The sequence below is a fragment of the Streptomyces sp. NPDC048643 genome (genome assembly GCF_040650615.1).
In the GTDB taxonomy this organism is placed as follows: Bacteria; Actinomycetota; Actinomycetes; order Streptomycetales; family Streptomycetaceae; genus Streptomyces.
This window is the reverse complement of record NZ_JBEZHO010000001.1, coordinates 281331-296430: the sequence shown is the minus strand read 5'-3', so window position 1 is coordinate 296430 and position 15100 is coordinate 281331. Positions and strand designations below refer to the sequence as shown.

Sequence of the window (15100 nt, the reverse complement as noted above, 5' to 3'; positions counted from 1 at the left end):
GCAGGCGCAGCGGTTACGGTGCTGACGTACGTGATCGATGGGGGAGGGAACCGATGCCCGGAACCGTGCTGCTTCTCGCGGCCTCACCGGTGGGCAAGGGGTGTCTGGTGGACGCCGCGTCCGTGCTCCCCGTGCTCGCGGCCGTCGCTCCGGCGGTGCTGTCGGGCACCGAGACCGCGAACGTGGTGGAACTGGCCGACCCGTTGGAGCCGCAGGCCGTGCTGACCCGGCTGCGGGCCGCGGCGACGGCGCCGGGACCGCTGACGATGTTCGTGACCGGGCAGCTCCAGCTGGACCGCCGCCAGCGGCTCCCTCACCTCGCGCTGGCCCGCACCACCCCGGCGACGGTCCGCTACACCGCCTTCCCCTGGCACTGGGTCACCGAGGAGCTGCGGCTGCGTCCGCCGGGCCTGACCAGCATCTTCGTCGATCTGCACGCGGACGCGGACACCTGGTCCCTGCTCTCCGGGCGCCCGCTCACCGCGGGACCGTCGACCGCGCTGTACGGCAGGGTCGCGCCCCCGCCCCCGCGTCGTACGGTGGCTCACCCGACGTACATGAAGGCCGTCGCCACCCTGCTGCGCAGCGGTCACCGCCCGCCGCTGCCGCAGCTGCACCAGCAGGCACTGACGAGGACATCGGGCGAGGAGACGGGCCGTCCGGGACCGGCGGACCTCGTGTTCGCACCCGGGCAGAGCGGTCCGGTCGGCTCGGTCGCTCCTGTCGCTTCGAGCGGCCCGGTCGTGGCCGCGGTGATCCCGGCCGCGACGGTTTCGGTCCCGACGGTCCCGGAGGCCGGGGCTCCCGCGTTCCAGCCCGCCGCCGGCCAGTCCTGGGCCGGTCAACCCTGGCCGCCCGCACCGGAGTTCACGCCGGTGACCCCACTGCCCCCGCACGCTCCCCCGGAGCCCGTTCACACCGACCGGGCCGCCCCCCTCGTCACGGCGTCGCTCGGCACCGCACCGCCGATGCCCCTCACGCCGCCCGGCGGCGAGCCGCCCACGGCTCCGGCCGCACAGGCGACCCCGCAGCCGGCGTCACCAGTCTCAGCGACCTCAGCGGCCTCGCCCGCGGAGCGACCTGCAGGCGTCGACCTCGTGACGCTTCCCGACCAGGCTGTCCAGCAGCGGAGTTCGGCTCCTCTCGATCCCCACGAGACGATCACCACCGCCGTGCGGGCGGGCCGGCACGGCGAGGCGCTCGCCCTGGCGGGGACGTGGGAGGAGGAGGCGGCCCGGGTGCACGGGCCCGGCTCCGAGCAGGTGCTGCACTGGATGGAGGTACGGGCCGACCTGGCGATGTTCGCGGGGGACCCGGAGCGCAGTTGCCGTACCTGGCTGGCGGTCGCGGCGGCCCGGCTCGACGCGGGACAGGCCCCGGACGCGCCGGAGGTGGAGTCGGCCGTGGACCGCGCGCACCACCAGTGGGGCCGGGTCGACGCACCGGCGCGGGCCCGCGAACTCGGTGCGGAACTGGCCTCCTTGAGGCTTCGGGTGCCCGGGCGTCGGCAGGGCGCGCTGGACCACGTCCAGCAGCAGTTGCGCCAGTTGCAGACGCAGGCCTGAGCGGGCGGGGACGACAGCTCCGCCGTAGGGACGGGCGGACGGCTCGGTCGTACGGCTCGGCCGGCCGGTTCCGGCGGCCGGCTCAGGCGGACAGTGAGGCCAGCGCCCCCGACACCAGGGTCCGTACGCCCGGCGCGACCGTGGAGAGGTCCGGGGCGAAGTGCGGACTGTGGTTGCTGGGCACCGCCTCCAGCCGGGCCATGAGGTCGTCGCCGCCGGGGGCCGCGTTCCAGACGTCGGCCGGGGTGCCGGTGACGAACCAGAAGGAGTAGGGGATTCCGCCGGCCGCGAGCCGGGAGAAGTCCTCGCTGCCCATCGCCGGGCCGGGGTCGAGGACCGTCCCGGCACCGAACACCTCGCCGTGCACGGCGGCGATCCGCCGGTCGGTCTCGACGTCGTTGACCGTCACGGGGAAGTCGTTGCCGACGGTGACGTCGGGCTCCCTCGGGCAGCCGGCCGCCGCGCACTCCCCCGCCGCCACCCGCCGCACGGCGGCGATCATCCGCTCCCGCACCCCCGGCGACTGGGTCCGCAGGTTCAGGGAGATCCGGGCCTCGGACGGGATGATGTTGTGCCGGGTGCCCGCCTCGATCCGCCCGACCGTCAGCACGGCGGAGTCACGGGCCGCGATCTCCCGGCTGACGACCGTCTGGAGCCGCGTCACGATGTACGCGGCCGTCACCACCGGGTCGACGGTCGACTCGGGCCGCGAACCGTGACCGCCCCGGCCGTGCACCACGATGTCGATGTCGGTCGCGGCGGACATGATCAGCCCGGGGGAGTGCGCGTACAGGCCGGCGGGGCCGGGCGCCACATGCTGGCCGAGCAGCACGTCGGGCCGCGGGAAGCGTTCGTGGAGACCGTCCTCGATCATGCGGGCCGCGCCCGCGCCCGTCTCCTCGGCGGGCTGTCCGACCAGGACGAGCGTGCCGGACCAGGTGTCGCGTCCGGCGGCGAGCGCGTCGGCGGCCCCGGCCAGCCAGGTGACGTGCAGGTCGTGACCGCAGGCGTGCATGACCCCGTCGTTCCCCGAGGAGTACGACAGGCCGGTCTCCTCGGGAACGGGCAGCGCGTCCATGTCGGCGCGCAGCAGGACGGTGGGCCCGTCCCCGTTGCGCAGGACGCCCACCACGCCCGTACCGCCCACGCCCTCGGTCGTCTCGTACCCGGACGTGCGCAGTCGCCGCGCGAGGGCGGCGGCCGTGCGGTGTTCCTGGAGCGAGAGTTCGGGATGCCGGTGCAGGTCCCGGTAGAAGTCCTCCAGGGCGGGGACCGGGAGGTCGGCGGTGAGGTCCAGTGCGGTGCGGGCTGCGGCTGAGGTCACCGGGTCAGCGTATGCCGCGCCCCGTGCCGTCGGCAGTCAGTGGCGCGGTGGGCGCCGTCCGGGCGGGAGAGGACGCGCGGACGGCGCCGTCCGGGCGCCGGTCGGCGGGGGGCCGACGGGTCCGGCGCGGGCCCGGTCACCGTCCGGCGGGCAGGGCTCCCTGCTCGGACGTGTGCGCGGCACCGCTCGGTACGGTGGCCCTCGCCGGGCCGACGTTGGCCACCGTCACGAGCGCGGCGACCGCGAGGAGCGCGGCGAGAAACCCTCTGGAGTAGCGCGCGGAAATACGTCGGAGCACGGTGACCTCACAACAACAGCGGCGTATTAAGCATGCTTAATCCGCCGCTTAACGTAGAGGCTTCCGGGCTCACCTCGCAAGGGGGCCAAGGGAGTTGGACAATAGTCAAAAGCTGGACCGACTTAACTCGGCTTAATGGCATGCTTAACCCATGGCGGAGCGGGACGGCCCGGAGATCATCGGGCGCAGGGTGCAGCAGTTGCGGACGAAGCGCGGCCTGACACAGAAACAGCTGGCGGAACCCGCCTACACCCCGGCGTACATCTCCACCCTGGAGGCGGGACGCGTGCGGGCCTCCGAGCCGGCGCTGCGGCACATCGCGGAGCGACTCGGCATCGCCTACGAGGAGTTGGCGACCGGGCGGCCCGCCCACCTCGCCACCGACCTGCGGCTGCGGCTCACCGACGCGCAGCGCACACTCGCCACCGGCGAGGCCGAGGTCGCCGCCGAGGCGTACACCGCGCTGCTCGCGGAGGCGGTCGCGCACGGGCTGGAGGCCGAGGAGGCGGCGGCGCTGCTCGGGCTCGGCGAGTGCGCCCTGGACACCGGGGACCTGGAGACGGCGCGCCGGCGCTTCGAGGAGTCGGAGCAGCGGCTCGGGGACGCCCCGCTGCCGCAGCGGGTGCCGGCGGTGCGTGGGCGGGCGACCGCCCACTATCTCGCCGGTGAACTCCGCTACGCCTGCTACCTGTTCGAGTCCACGCTCGACGAGCTGAACCGGACCGGCCTGCACGACCCCGACGCCCTCCTCCTCCTCTACACGGGTGTCATAGCGCCCTACATGGACATGGGCGCGCACGCCCGGGCCGCGCAGGCCGCCGAGTTCGCCCTCGCCCTCGCGCCGCAGGTCGGCGACCCCGCCCTGGTGGCGCGCATGCACCGGTCGGTGGCGCGGACGATGATCGCCGAGGGGCGGATCGCCGAGGCCGACGTGTCCCTCGGCAAGGCCGCCGAGCTCTACAGGCAGCTCCAGATCCGTACCGAACTCGCCAACTGCCACTGGATGCGCGGGTACCTGTACGCGCAGAACGGTGAACTGGAGCGCGCCGAGACGGAGTTGCGCGAGGCGCAGGCCATGCTCTCCGCCAAGCGGGCGGCGCTCTACACCAGCCAGGTCGCGGTGGAGCTGGCCGACGTGCTGCACCGCCGGGGCAAGTCGGACGAGGCCGGCTCCCTGCTGCGCCAGGTGCTCGGGGACCTGAGTTCCGAGCGGGGAGCCATCCACTCCGCCGCCGCGCACCGGCTGCTCGGCATCATCGCGGAGGACGCCCGGGACACGGAGGCCGCGGAGGAGCACTACGTCCGGGCGATGAGCCTCCTGGAACGGGCCGGCGCGGCCGGTGACCTGGCCGACCTGTGCAGGCTGCTGGGCGACCTGCTGCGCCGCACGGGCCGTGTGGAGGCGGCCCTGGACGCCTACCGCACGGGCCTCGGCCACCGCACGGCCCCCGGCACCACGACCCTGGGCCCGGCCCCGGCACAGCCCCCGCTCTGACGACGCCCGACGGTCCGATGCCCGGAGGTCCGGTGCCCGACGGTCCGATGCCCGGAGGTCCGATCCCCGGCGTCGGTCACCGGGCGGAGAACCCGACAGCGGCGGGCGTCCGGGTGGGGCGGCGCGCCCGCGGACGGTGATGCCGGCGGGCGGTCAGGTTCGCGGAGCCGGTCCGCGACCGTGAGGCCGGCAGGGCGTCGATTCGGGCGGCCTCCGGTCCGGTGCCCGGCGTCGCTTGCCGGGCGTCAGACCGGAGAGTGGCGGGCCTCCGAGTAGGGAGGTCGACCCGCGGGACGTGAGGCCGGCGGGGTCAGACCGCGGAGCAAGTCGGGGGCCGTGAGGCCGACAGGGCGCCGAGTAGGGCAGGTCCCGGTCCGGTGTCCCGGACCGGGGCGGCGGGAGCGGGGGCGGCGTGAGGGCCGTCAGTCCATGCGCTCCACGGCCTCCTTCGCCTCCAGGAGTCCCGCTCCCGTGGCCTGCCGGTACGCCTTGATCGCCTCGATCCTCTTGCCGTCGCGCAGCAGCTCGGTGACCCGCGGCAGCGACGGCTGCTCCTCGTGGATGCCGAGATGACCGAGGATCAGGTCGAGTTGCCGCTCGACGCGCTCGATCTTCCGGCGGGTGCGCCCGAGTCGGGCTTCGAGACCGGCGAAGCTCGCGATCATCAGGGCGGAGAGAAAAAGACCCCATATTTCCATGGTCACGAATCTTAGGGCGCCTCGCCCGCAGAGCCCACGCGGCGCAACAGCGCGAGCAGCGTGGCCCGTTCGGGCTCGGTCAGGGGGCCGAAGGACGCGGCGAGGACGTCGCGGGTGACGGTGCGGCCCGCGGCGAGTACGCGTTCGCCGGCCTCCGTCAGATGATGCTCGATCCGGCGGCCGTGGCCCGGGCGGCGTTCGACGAGCCGCCGCGCCGCGAGGCGGGACGCCAGGGTGCCGAAGGCCTGGTCGCCCTGGAAGGTGGCGACCGCCAGCTCGTGCGCGGACGCGCCGGGTGTCCGGGCGATCGCCCGCAGCGCGTCCCACTGGGCCAGCGTCGTGCCGACCCCGGCGAGCCGTGTGTCGAGCGTGCGGTGATGCCGGTACTGCGCCTCCTTCACGGCGCGGCCCAGCTCTTCGAGATCGACGGGGCGGTGGCGGGACCCGGCGTCCACGGCCCCCGCTTCCTCTTGGTTCGCGGTCATGTCCGCATCCTAATCCAGTATCTAAGCTTGCGTATATACGTATGCGTAGATACCGTGGGGCGCATGACCGAAGCAGAGATCCAGACCCGTACCCGTACCGTCTTCCCGCGTCCCGACCTCCCCCTGACCCTCACCGAGAGCGGCCCCGCCGACGGCCCGCTCGCCCTCGTCCTGCACGGCGGTGGCGGCCCCGCCACCGTCCGGGGCATCGCCACGCACCTGGCCGGCCGGCACGGCATGCGCGCGATCGTCCCCACGCATCCGGGCTGGAACGGGACCGAGCGCCCCGACTGGTTCACCGGCGTCGACGACCTGGCCCTCGCGTATCTGCACTGGCTGAAGGACGAGGGCCACCGTGACGCCCTCGTCGTCGGCTCCTCTCTCGGCGGTTGGACCGGCGCCGAGATGGCCTTCCGCGACGACGGCGCGGTCATCGGCTCGCTCGTGCTGGTGAACGCCGCGGGCGTGGCCGTCCCGGGAGAGCCGGTCCGTGACGTCTTCGGGCTCCGGCCGGACGAGCTCGCCGCGTACTCGTTCCACGACCCGGCCCGCTTCGCCGTGGACCCCGCCGCCCTCGGCGAGGAGCGGATCGCCGCCCAGCGCGCCAACATGGCCACCCTGCGGATCCTCGCCGGCGACCCGTACATGCACGACCCGAAGCTGCTGAACCGGCTCGGCCGGGTGCGGATCCCGGCCCTCGTGCTGTGGGGCGAGAGCGACCGCGTCGTCACACCGGCGTACGGGCGGGCCTTCGCGGCGGCCTTCGCACAGGCTCGGTTCGAGACGATCGCCGAGGCCGGCCACCTGCCGCAGATCGAGCGGCCGGCCGAGACGTTCGCCGCGCTCGACACCCACCTCGCCGCGCTCGCCGAGAGCAGGAGCGCGTCCGTCGCGTGACCCCGGTGGGCGCGGGCGGCGCGTCGTGCCGCCCGCACGGGACCCGGCGCCCGGAGTCAGCCGCCCGAGGCTCCCGGGCCGCTGCCCGTGCCTGTTCCCGCCGTCTCCGGTCCCCCGGTCCCGCGCGTGGCCCCGTCCTCGCCCTCGGCCCGGTTCGTGGACGTGGCAGTGGACGACGTCGACCCGGCCGAGGCCTCGATGTCGACCACCGCGCCCACGTCGAGGTGCCCGTACAGCCACTGCGCGTCGTCGGGGCGCAGCCCGATCCAGCCGTTGGTCCGGTCGTACTTCCCCGGCGCCTTCGTGTCGTACGTCAAGGCCGCGACGAAGCTCTTCGCGCCGTCGGAGCCGGTGAGCTCGATCACCCACGGGATCTTGACGTCGTACTTCTCCCCGAGGCCGACGTCCTCGGCGACCATCCGCCTGACCTTCACCTTGGCGGTGACCGTCATCCGGCCCGTCGGCGTGGGGGTCTTCGCGGTCCCGGCGGTGAGCGGCATGGTGCGGCCGGACGCCGAGAGTTCGCGCCGGGACAGGTCGACCGTGGCGTTCGGCGTCACCGGCGCGCTCGGTGTGCCGACGGGGCTCGCGGCCGGGGGTGCGGGGCGGTCCGTCCCGCCGCCCAGGCTCACCATGACGACCAGCGCGAGCGCGCCCGCCGCGGAGGCGCCGGCAGCGGCCAGTGCCGTACGGCGGCGGCGTCGGCGGCGTCCCGCCCGGCCGCGGATCTCCGCGCCGGTCAGCGACGGGGACGACTCGCCCTCGGCAGCCAAATCCCTTAGTCCAGAGGTGAGTTCATCGGACACGGTCGTCCTCCCTCTCCCCCTCGTCCGGCGGGCCCGCGCCGTCCGGTGGACGCGTGGAACCGGCGGGGTCGGCGGCGTCCTCCGAGAGCACCCGTGCCAGCGCCGCCCGGCCCCGGGACAGCCGGGCCTTGACCGTGCCGACGGGGGCACCGGTTTCGGAGGCTACCTGCTCGACGCTGAGGTCGCACAGATGGTGCAGAAAGACCGCCATCCGCTGTGCCTCGGGCAGCGAGCGCAACGCGGCGACCAGCGCGGCCCGTTCGGGTCCCGGGCCGGGGGTGTGCTCGGGCGGCGGAGTGCGCCGTACGAGCTCCAGCCAGCGGCGCGCACGACGCCAGCGGCTCACCGCGAGCCGTATCGCCACCGTCCGGATCCACGCCTCGGGCGCACCCTCGGCGAGGAACTCCCGCCGCCGGTCCCAGGCGCGGACGAACGCCTCCTGGACGACGTCCTGCGCCTCGCCGTGGTCCCCGGTGAACGCGTAGAGCTGGCCGGTCAGCCGGGGGAACGCGGACGCGTAGAACGCGTCGAACTCTTCCTCGGTCATGTCCCCCGCCGGATGGTGCGGATTTCCTCCCGGCCGCGTGCAACCCGGCCGTCGGTGCCGTGCGTACAGGTCCCGTACGTCGCACATCGAAACACATCACAGGGGGATCACCATGACCACGGAACTCAAGCCCGGCCGGGGCCGGTTCGCCCGCGCCTGGAGCGCGGCGGCCGTGTGCGCGCTCGCGCTCACCGGATGCTCGGCGCGGGCGCTGGCCGACGGGGGCGGGAGCGGTACGGAGGAACGGCCGGCGGCCACGGCCACCGGAACCGTCGACCCGACGGGCAGCACCCGTCCGAAACCGTCGGTCACGCCGCTCGGTTCACTGCCCGGCGCGCACATCAACATCACCGACGGGCAGACCGTGGGCGTCGGCATGCCGATATCCGTGACCTTCGACCGCCCGGTCCCCGCCGGTGAACGTGCGCGGGTGGAGCGGCAGTTGAAGGTGAAGGCCGACGTCGAGGGGTCCTGGGGCTGGGTGAAGGACCGCAACCTCCTCGACGGACAGCGCGTCGACTTCCGGCCCCGCGCCTACTGGAAGCCCGGCACGGCGGTCACCGTCCGGGCCGGCGCGGACCTCACCCGGCACTTCACCGTCGGCCGCTCACTCGTCGCCACGGTGGACGTCCGCACCCACGTCATGACGGTGGAGAAGGACGGCGCGTCGCGTCGCGTCCCGATCACCGCGGGCGCGCCGGGCATGGACACCTGGAACGGCACGATGGTCGTCTCCGACAAGGCGACCCGCGTCTTCATGAACTCGCGGACCGTCGGCTACGGCGACGCCTACGCGGGCTACTACGCCTACGCCGTCCACCTCACCGCCTCGGGCACCTACCTCCACCAGAACCCGAAGGCGAACCTCTACGGCGGCCGCCAGAACGTCACCCACGGCTGCGTCGGACTCGCCACCGACGGCACCGCGAAGCGCTTCTACGACGAGGTCGTCCCGGGCGACGTCATCAAGGTCGTCGGCTCCCGCGACACGGTCGCCGTCGGCAACGGCTACGGCGACTGGAACCTGCCCTGGAACGAGTGGCGGGAGACGAGCGCGCTCGACCGACCGAACCCCTCGCGGAATTGATCGCTGACGGTGTCATCCGATCCCGGGGCGACCGGAGTTTGTACGGGGGGAGAGGCGCCCTCCCTCGTCCGAACGTCGGGTACACCGCGAGGAGTTGTCCGTTCAATGACAGGGATCAAGAAGTACGTGGCCGCGACCGCCGTCGCCGCAGCACTGCTCGGGCTGCCCACGGTGTCGTACGCCGTCCCACAGGGGAGGACGGCGCACGGCACGGTCCCGGCGGCCGCGCAGCGGGGATCCACCGGCACGGGGACGAGGACGGCCCCCTCGCTCAAGGCGCCCACGGCCCGGATCGTCGCCCCGGGCCGGCGCGTCCGGGTGTCCGACGGATCGCGGATCTGGCTCACCGAGGAGGGCAAGCACTGGACGACGCCCGACGATCCCGACCCGCGGTTCCGCAGCGTGGTCGACGGCAACATCGACCTCGGCACACCCGGGGTGTCGCTCCAGGCGGAGGGCCTGGGCGGCCACTACCTGCTCTCCGGCCTGTACTACGGCGGCACGGGCACCGCCTCGCGCGTCACCGTCCGCACCACGGCCGGCACGGTGCACGGCAGACTCCTGGAACTCGACGGCAGCCCCGGCTGGGGCGTCTGGTACGCCACCGTCGACCTGCCGGCGGGCGGGGGCAAGGACGGCCTGGACTTCCTGGCCGTCGTCGTCCGCGACACCGAGGGCAAGATCTACGCCCGGCTGGGCCTGAACTGAAAGGGCCACGACCGCACTGAAATCGTGGGCGGGGGAGCCGGGTCGCTCAGGTCCCGGCTCCTCCGCCCCGGCCCACCCCACGCATCCGACCCGAGGGACCGCAGGTCGTGCCCCAGCACCCCACCGTCACTTCCCCGGTCCCCGCGGGCGGCGCGTTCGGCGCCGACAGCGGGGACTTCGCCGCGTACGCCACCGCGGCGTGGCCCCGGCTGGTGCGCACCGCGCACATGCTCACGGGGGACTTCCACGAGGCCGAGGACCTCGTCCAGACCACCCTGGCCAAGGTGTACGTCCGCTGGCGGCGCATACCGGGCGACGAGATCGACTTCTACGTACGCCGCTCGCTGGTCAACAACAACCTCAGCCGGACCCGCAAGAGACGGGTCGCGCACCTGCTGATGCCCTTCGTACCCGAGCGGGCTCACCGGCCCGACCCCGGTCACGCGGAGGCGGTCACCCAACGAGCCGCCCTGGACGCCGCTCTGGCCGATCTGTCGGCGCGGCAGCGTGCCGTGCTCGTGCTGCGCTTCTGGGAGGACCTGGGGGAGGGCGAGACGGCCGAACTGCTCGGCTGCTCGGTCGGCACCGTGAAGACCCACACGCGGCGCGGCCTGGAAGCGCTGCGCGCCCACCCCCTGTTCGCCGGCCGCCTTCCCGTTCCCGGAGCACGCCCATGAACCACTCGTCCCGCTCCGCGCGCGTGTCGGCGGAGGCCGAGCGGCTGCGCGAGGTGTTCGCCGAAGCGGCTCAGGACCTCACACCGTCGGCCGTGCCGCTGCGCTCCATCGAACGCGCGGGCCGCCGCCGGCTGCGGCGCCGCAGGGCCGCCGTGCTCGGGGCCGCGTGCGGAGCCCTGCTGGTGCCGCTCACCCTGTTCGGGCCCCGTGACGGGTCGGTCCCGCATCCCGCCCGGTCGGTGAAGCCGTCCCCCAGCCGTACCGCGAGCGCCTCCCCCTCGCCCTCCGCCCCGGCGCCGACGGTGCGGACCGTCGCCCCCGGCGAGCGGGTGCGGGTGGCGTCCGGCATCCGGATCTGGCTGACCCAGGAGGGCAAGCACTGGTCCGAGCCGGACCGGCCCGACGAGTTCCGCAGCGCCGTCGACGGCAACCTGGACCTGACCCGGCCCGGCCTCTCCCTCCAGTCCTCCGGACAGGACGACGGCCGCGTCTTCCTCTCCGGGATCTTCTACGGGCCCGGCACACCGGCCCGCGTCGAGATGACGACGGACACGGGCCCGGTCGCCGCCGTCGGCCTCACCCTCCCGGGCAGGCCCGGCTGGGGCGTCTGGTACGCGCTGATGAAACGGCCGGCGCTGGTCGACGGCCAGGAGAACCCGGCGGACACCGTCACGAAGGTCACGGTGTACGACGCCAAGGGCCGGGTGATCGCGAAGGGGTGATCGCGTGGGGCGAGCGGCAGGGGGACGTCCGGTGAGGGAGCAGGAGACGCACGGGGGCCGGGTCCGGCACCTCGGCCGGATCGGCTCGCCGGTCCGACATCTCGGAGTCCGCGTGGATCCGTGCCCTGTACACCCGGAGTTTGTTTCAACGGCCAACCATCCGGGTCATGAAGATCGCTTCCCTCACCGGTGTCGTGCTCGCCCTGACGGCCGTCTCCGTGACCGTCCCGGCCGCCTCCGCCGCTCCGTTCCACGCGTCGGTCCGGCACGGCGCCGCCCACCACGCGGCTTCGCAGCGCATCCCGTTCACCGGCGCGACCGTCACCGCCGGCGCCGACGGTTCGTACCGCATCGTGTGGAAGGCCCCCGGGGTGCGTCAGGTGGTCGTGCGGGCCGCAGGGCGGGTCGTCGCCCGCGGCGGCGCCACGGGTGACGTCACCGTGCGCGGGCTGCCCGCGGCCGACCGGCAGTGGTTCGACCTGGTCCCCGAGCGCGGCGGTTCCCTGCGCCTCGCCGACCGCCTGATCAAGCTCGACGGCGCGGTCAACTTCCGGGACGCAGGCGGCTACCGCACCGGCGACGGCCACTGGGTGAAGATGGGCGAGATCTACCGCTCCGACGCCCTGGACAAGCTCACCGCCGCCGACCTCGCGAAGCTGAGGCGGCTCGGCATACACGCCGTGTACGACCTGCGGATGGAGTCGGAGCGCTCGTCCGCCCCCGACCGCGTTCCGGCGGGAGCCACCTACACGGTCGCCGACGTGCTCGCCGGATCCCCGGCCTACTCGGTGATGCCGACCACCGAGGCCGAGGCCGTCACGATGATGGTGGACGGCGAGAAGTTCATGGTGAGTGGCGACTCCGCGCGGGCCGCGTTCAGCACGGTCTACGCCGGTGCCGCGGCCGGCGACGGGGTGCTCTACCACTGCACCGCCGGCAAGGACCGCACCGGCTGGTCCAGCGCCGCCCTGCTCACCGCTCTCGGCGTCCCGCGCGACACCGTGATGAACGACTACCTCGCGAGCAACACCTACCGCGCCGCCGCCAACGCCGCCGCGCTCGCCTCCATGCCCCCGGCGCAGGCGGCCGTCTACAAGCCGCTGCTGGACGTCCGCGCCGAGTACCTCAACTCCGGCTTCGACGAGGTCCGCTCCACGTACGGCGGCTTCGGCTCTTACCTGAGGAAGGGCCTGCACATCGACTCCGAGGAGCTGCGCGACCTGCGCGCAGAGCTGCTCGTCGGCTGATCCCTCCGGAGTGGGCGGGGGCGAACCGCGCGGTCCGCCCCGGGCCGCGAGACCTCCCGGCGGGCGCGCGGTGCGGGGGCCCCTCGCTTCCTCGAATCCAAGTGCGACAGGTGCGGCGTGCCGCCCGATCGCGGACCCGGACGAGGACGGGCCCCGGCGACCGGCCGCAGGCTGCCCGCGGGAAGCAGCCCGGCGGGGGCGGAGCGGCCCACGCCGCGGGCCTCCGGGACCGCCACGGCTGTGGCGTCCGGGAGCACCCGCGGCCGCCGACGCGCGGGCGTACGCCCCCGGAGCACCGCCCGGCCGGGCACCCGGGATCCCGGGTCCGCCCGGCCCCGGACCCGCCACGGAGATCTCCGTCTCGTGCGCGCCCAGCCCACCCCGTGGACCGTTCCGCGCGCCAGGATGATCACCGAGGCCGAGCCCCGCGGCTGACCTCAGCGAACGCGCGGCAGGACCGGCCGGGACGCCGGGCCGGCCCCCCGGCCCACCCGCGTTCCGGGGCGCCCCGGGACACCGAGTCGGAGCGGGATCGAGACCATCAAGCCCTACCGCGCGCCGGAATAGGGCCCATACTGGCAACACGATGACTAAGCCCTCCGCGCCCCGGCGCCACCTGCCCACCAGCCCCTTCGCCGCCCCGGTCGTCCCCGTGGCCAAGGAGTTCAGCCTCGGAGACCGTGTCTCCCACGACCAGTACGGCCTGGGCACGATCGTCGGCGTCGAAGAGGGCATTGCGATGCTCGTCGACTTCGGCGCTCGCCAGGTCCGCGTCCTGAGTCCCTACACCCGGATGGACCGGCTCTGACGCACATTTCCTGACACCACCCCGGCCCGCCACCTCAGCCCGCGGCAGCCCCCACCACCGGCTGCCGGGGCCGCGGTGCGCGGCGGTCGAGGTGTTCCACGACAGACGTGTGGAAGCGGTCGACGGAGTCGTCGACGCTTCGGATGAAGCCCGACTCGGCGTTGCCCCGGGTGTTTCCCATGCCCCGGAAGAGCGACAGCCGGAACCCGGTGATCTGAGCGGCGTTCCTGGGCAGCATGTCCGCCGGTTCCGGCCGCAGCCGCTCCAGCGTCCCCCGCGGCCCACCCAGGTCCCCGACGACCAGCGTCTCCACGTGCAGGTCGGCCGGCGCCTCCTCCAGCTGCCGCACGAGCCGCTTGGCCCAGGTGAGCGGATACCCCTGCTCCGGCGCCGGGATCTCGATGGACGTCCGCAGCTTGCCCGTCCGCAGGTCCGCGCAGAGCGCGAGGACACCGGGCGTCCCCTCGATACGCAGCTCTGCGTCCAGCTTCCCGTCAGTGCACAGCCGGTCCGCGAGCGCGGCACGCCGAGCCTGCGGCTCCCCTCCCCGCCTGGCCCCTGAACGGGCAGCACCATCTGCCCGAGCACACCCTGGGCATCGCGGAGGACCTCATTCCCCGCTCCCGATCACCGGCATCGGATCGTCCCGTCCGCTCCCCCGGCCTACGGGTGCCTGCCCCCGTAGGCCCCCCACGGCGACGCGCCGGAGAGGGGCTCCCGCTGCTCAGCCCTGTGTGGGCTGCGGGGACTTTCCGTTCAGGACGTCCTTCAGGCGGTCGGCGCCCGCCTCGGTGGCCTGGGTCGTGGAGTCGTGTTCGGCTCCGGAGAGGCCGCCGTTCGTGAGGGAGAGGGCGCTGTCGCCGACGCGGACGGCGGCGAAGTCGAGGGTCAGGGTGTCGGGGTTGTCGTCCAGGTCGCCGGTCATCTTGATCTGGAGGCCCTTGCGCGCGTCACCCGCGTCGTCCAGGTCCGTGTGGATGACCTGGACCGTCTGCCGGCCGCCCTTGGTGCTGACGGCCGTGAACTGGTCGCACTTGTCCGGCAGCGAGTCGAGCCACTTGAACCGGTCGTCCAGCGCCTGCTTGCCGTAGGCGGCGACCTCGTAGCGCATCTGCGCCTCGTCGTCGCTGTCGTCGAAGCCGGTGTCGGCGCTCTCGCCCTTCGGCTTGCCCAGCAGGTCCTCGGCGTACAGGCCGTCCAGCAGCTTCTGGCAGTCGGCCGCGTTCCCCTTGTCCGTGACGAACTGCGACGCGTCGACCTTGCTCTTCAGCAGCGCGTCGCGCCAGGTCGCCGCCCCCTCCGAGGTCGTCCACTGCGAGCCCAGGTCCGTGTTGGTGATCAGCGCCGTGCGGGCCTCGTCCTTGGTCAGCTCGCGGACGGCCGGCGAGGCGGAGGCGGAGCTGGAGGAAGCCGCGGCGCGCGGCTCGTCCGCCACCGGCGACGCGGAGACGGGGGAGGCCGAAGCGGCGGCGGGGGACGCCGAGCGGTCCGTGGGGCCGGAGGCGTTGCCGTCGTCGCTGGAGCAGGCTGCCGTCGACAGCAGCATCCCCGCGGTGAGGGCGGACGCGAGGAGACAGGACGGACGGTTCATGCGGAGGCCTCCCGAGGACGGTCCCGAGGTCGGGCGTGTGTCCTCCCACGCCACCACCGGCCGCCGTCCCCCACCAGCGCACCGGGCCGTCCGGGTGAGTGCGGGCCCCCGACGCCCCCGCTCCGTCCTCCGCGGCGGATTCCGG

At 74.0% G+C, this 15100-nt stretch carries 16 protein-coding genes and 1 pseudogene; 9 read left to right on the top strand and 8 right to left on the bottom strand.

Going from position 1 to position 15100, the window contains the following annotated elements; translation table 11 throughout:
* Positions 1–53 precede the first annotated feature (53 nt).
* Complete coding sequence (locus tag AB0C62_RS01290; RefSeq protein ID WP_362969019.1) at positions 54–1565, top strand: hypothetical protein; 1512 nt, start codon at positions 54–56, stop codon at positions 1563–1565.
* 82 nt (positions 1566–1647) lie between these two features.
* Here AB0C62_RS01290 and AB0C62_RS01285 read toward each other — a convergent pair whose 3' ends face one another.
* Together AB0C62_RS01285 and AB0C62_RS01280 are read right to left on the bottom strand one after the other, a co-directional pair.
* A complete protein-coding gene (locus tag AB0C62_RS01285; protein WP_362969018.1) occupies positions 1648–2889 on the bottom strand; it encodes an amidohydrolase in 1242 nt (413 codons plus the stop codon).
* Between the two features lie 136 nt (positions 2890–3025).
* On the bottom strand, positions 3026–3187 hold the full coding sequence (locus AB0C62_RS01280; protein WP_362969017.1) for a hypothetical protein: 162 nt from the start codon (positions 3185–3187) through the stop codon (positions 3026–3028).
* A gap of 151 nt (positions 3188–3338) precedes the next feature.
* Here AB0C62_RS01280 and AB0C62_RS01275 point away from each other — a divergent pair, with 151 nt between their 5' ends.
* Positions 3339–4682, top strand: coding sequence for a helix-turn-helix domain-containing protein (locus AB0C62_RS01275; RefSeq protein WP_362969016.1), 1344 nt, complete (start codon positions 3339–3341; stop codon positions 4680–4682).
* A 422-nt stretch (positions 4683–5104) separates the two neighbouring features.
* Here the strand turns inward: AB0C62_RS01275 and AB0C62_RS01270 are convergent, their stop codons facing one another.
* Together AB0C62_RS01270 and AB0C62_RS01265 are read right to left on the bottom strand one after the other, a co-directional pair.
* The gene (locus AB0C62_RS01270; RefSeq protein ID WP_362969015.1) at positions 5105–5380 is read right to left on the bottom strand and encodes a ribosomal protein L7/L12; all 276 of its coding nucleotides are present in this window, start codon (positions 5378–5380) and stop codon (positions 5105–5107) included.
* An 11-nt stretch (positions 5381–5391) separates the two neighbouring features.
* Positions 5392–5865 carry a MarR family winged helix-turn-helix transcriptional regulator gene (locus tag AB0C62_RS01265; protein ID WP_362969014.1) on the bottom strand — a complete coding sequence of 158 codons (474 nt, stop codon included), beginning with the start codon at positions 5863–5865 and terminating at the stop codon, positions 5392–5394.
* A gap of 63 nt (positions 5866–5928) precedes the next feature.
* Here AB0C62_RS01265 and AB0C62_RS01260 point away from each other — a divergent pair, with 63 nt between their 5' ends.
* The gene (locus tag AB0C62_RS01260) at positions 5929–6762 is read left to right on the top strand and encodes an alpha/beta hydrolase (RefSeq protein ID WP_362969013.1); all 834 of its coding nucleotides are present in this window, start codon (positions 5929–5931) and stop codon (positions 6760–6762) included.
* 56 nt (positions 6763–6818) lie between these two features.
* Here the strand turns inward: AB0C62_RS01260 and AB0C62_RS01255 are convergent, their stop codons facing one another.
* Together AB0C62_RS01255 and AB0C62_RS01250 are read right to left on the bottom strand one after the other, a co-directional pair.
* Entirely contained in the window at positions 6819–7535 is a 717-nt protein-coding gene (locus AB0C62_RS01255; protein ID WP_362969012.1) for a L,D-transpeptidase, read from the bottom strand.
* A gap of 22 nt (positions 7536–7557) precedes the next feature.
* Entirely contained in the window at positions 7558–8115 is a 558-nt protein-coding gene (locus tag AB0C62_RS01250; protein ID WP_362969011.1) for a SigE family RNA polymerase sigma factor, read from the bottom strand.
* A gap of 112 nt (positions 8116–8227) precedes the next feature.
* Between AB0C62_RS01250 and AB0C62_RS01245 the strand changes: the two genes are divergently transcribed.
* The 6 genes from AB0C62_RS01245 (at position 8228) to AB0C62_RS01220 (ending at position 13364) form a co-directional block, all read left to right on the top strand.
* Positions 8228–9202, top strand: a complete 975-nt coding sequence (locus AB0C62_RS01245; RefSeq protein ID WP_362969010.1) for a L,D-transpeptidase — start codon at positions 8228–8230, stop codon at positions 9200–9202.
* A 105-nt stretch (positions 9203–9307) separates the two neighbouring features.
* Positions 9308–9910, top strand: coding sequence for a hypothetical protein (locus AB0C62_RS01240; RefSeq protein ID WP_362969009.1), 603 nt, complete (start codon positions 9308–9310; stop codon positions 9908–9910).
* A 209-nt stretch (positions 9911–10119) separates the two neighbouring features.
* Complete coding sequence (locus tag AB0C62_RS01235; protein WP_362969121.1) at positions 10120–10587, top strand: SigE family RNA polymerase sigma factor; 468 nt, start codon at positions 10120–10122, stop codon at positions 10585–10587.
* On the top strand, positions 10584–11309 hold the full coding sequence (locus AB0C62_RS01230) for a hypothetical protein (RefSeq protein ID WP_362969008.1): 726 nt from the start codon (positions 10584–10586) through the stop codon (positions 11307–11309). The genes AB0C62_RS01235 and AB0C62_RS01230 overlap by 4 nt, the downstream gene beginning before the upstream one ends.
* A gap of 167 nt (positions 11310–11476) precedes the next feature.
* The gene (locus tag AB0C62_RS01225; RefSeq protein WP_362969007.1) at positions 11477–12556 is read left to right on the top strand and encodes a tyrosine-protein phosphatase; all 1080 of its coding nucleotides are present in this window, start codon (positions 11477–11479) and stop codon (positions 12554–12556) included.
* Positions 12557–13142: 586 nt separating this feature from the next.
* The gene (locus AB0C62_RS01220; RefSeq protein ID WP_081218430.1) at positions 13143–13364 is read left to right on the top strand and encodes a hypothetical protein; all 222 of its coding nucleotides are present in this window, start codon (positions 13143–13145) and stop codon (positions 13362–13364) included.
* A 34-nt stretch (positions 13365–13398) separates the two neighbouring features.
* Here AB0C62_RS01220 and AB0C62_RS01215 read toward each other — a convergent pair.
* Positions 13399–13949: pseudogene (locus AB0C62_RS01215) on the bottom strand (TerD family protein); the annotation flags it as partial.
* Positions 13950–14088: 139 nt separating this feature from the next.
* Positions 14089–14955, bottom strand: coding sequence for a hypothetical protein (locus AB0C62_RS01210; RefSeq protein ID WP_362969006.1), 867 nt, complete (start codon positions 14953–14955; stop codon positions 14089–14091).
* Between the last annotated feature and the right edge of the window lie 145 nt (positions 14956–15100).

What these genes read in the sequence shown, in the direction of transcription:
- AB0C62_RS01290 (WP_362969019.1), top strand. Translation starts at nt 54, where the DNA reads ATGCCCGGAACCGTGCTGCTTCTCGCGGCCTCACCGGTGGGCAAGGGG.
- AB0C62_RS01275 (WP_362969016.1), top strand. Translation starts at nt 3,339, where the DNA reads ATGGCGGAGCGGGACGGCCCGGAGATCATCGGGCGCAGGGTGCAGCAG.
- AB0C62_RS01270 (WP_362969015.1), bottom strand. Translation starts at nt 5,380, where the DNA reads ATGGAAATATGGGGTCTTTTTCTCTCCGCCCTGATGATCGCGAGCTTC.
- AB0C62_RS01265 (WP_362969014.1), bottom strand. Translation starts at nt 5,865, where the DNA reads ATGACCGCGAACCAAGAGGAAGCGGGGGCCGTGGACGCCGGGTCCCGC.
- AB0C62_RS01260 (WP_362969013.1), top strand. Translation starts at nt 5,929, where the DNA reads ATGACCGAAGCAGAGATCCAGACCCGTACCCGTACCGTCTTCCCGCGT.
- AB0C62_RS01250 (WP_362969011.1), bottom strand. Translation starts at nt 8,115, where the DNA reads ATGACCGAGGAAGAGTTCGACGCGTTCTACGCGTCCGCGTTCCCCCGG.
- AB0C62_RS01245 (WP_362969010.1), top strand. Translation starts at nt 8,228, where the DNA reads ATGACCACGGAACTCAAGCCCGGCCGGGGCCGGTTCGCCCGCGCCTGG.
- AB0C62_RS01240 (WP_362969009.1), top strand. Translation starts at nt 9,308, where the DNA reads ATGACAGGGATCAAGAAGTACGTGGCCGCGACCGCCGTCGCCGCAGCA.
- AB0C62_RS01230 (WP_362969008.1), top strand. Translation starts at nt 10,584, where the DNA reads ATGAACCACTCGTCCCGCTCCGCGCGCGTGTCGGCGGAGGCCGAGCGG.
- AB0C62_RS01225 (WP_362969007.1), top strand. Translation starts at nt 11,477, where the DNA reads ATGAAGATCGCTTCCCTCACCGGTGTCGTGCTCGCCCTGACGGCCGTC.
- AB0C62_RS01220 (WP_081218430.1), top strand. Translation starts at nt 13,143, where the DNA reads ATGACTAAGCCCTCCGCGCCCCGGCGCCACCTGCCCACCAGCCCCTTC.
- AB0C62_RS01210 (WP_362969006.1), bottom strand. Translation starts at nt 14,955, where the DNA reads ATGAACCGTCCGTCCTGTCTCCTCGCGTCCGCCCTCACCGCGGGGATG.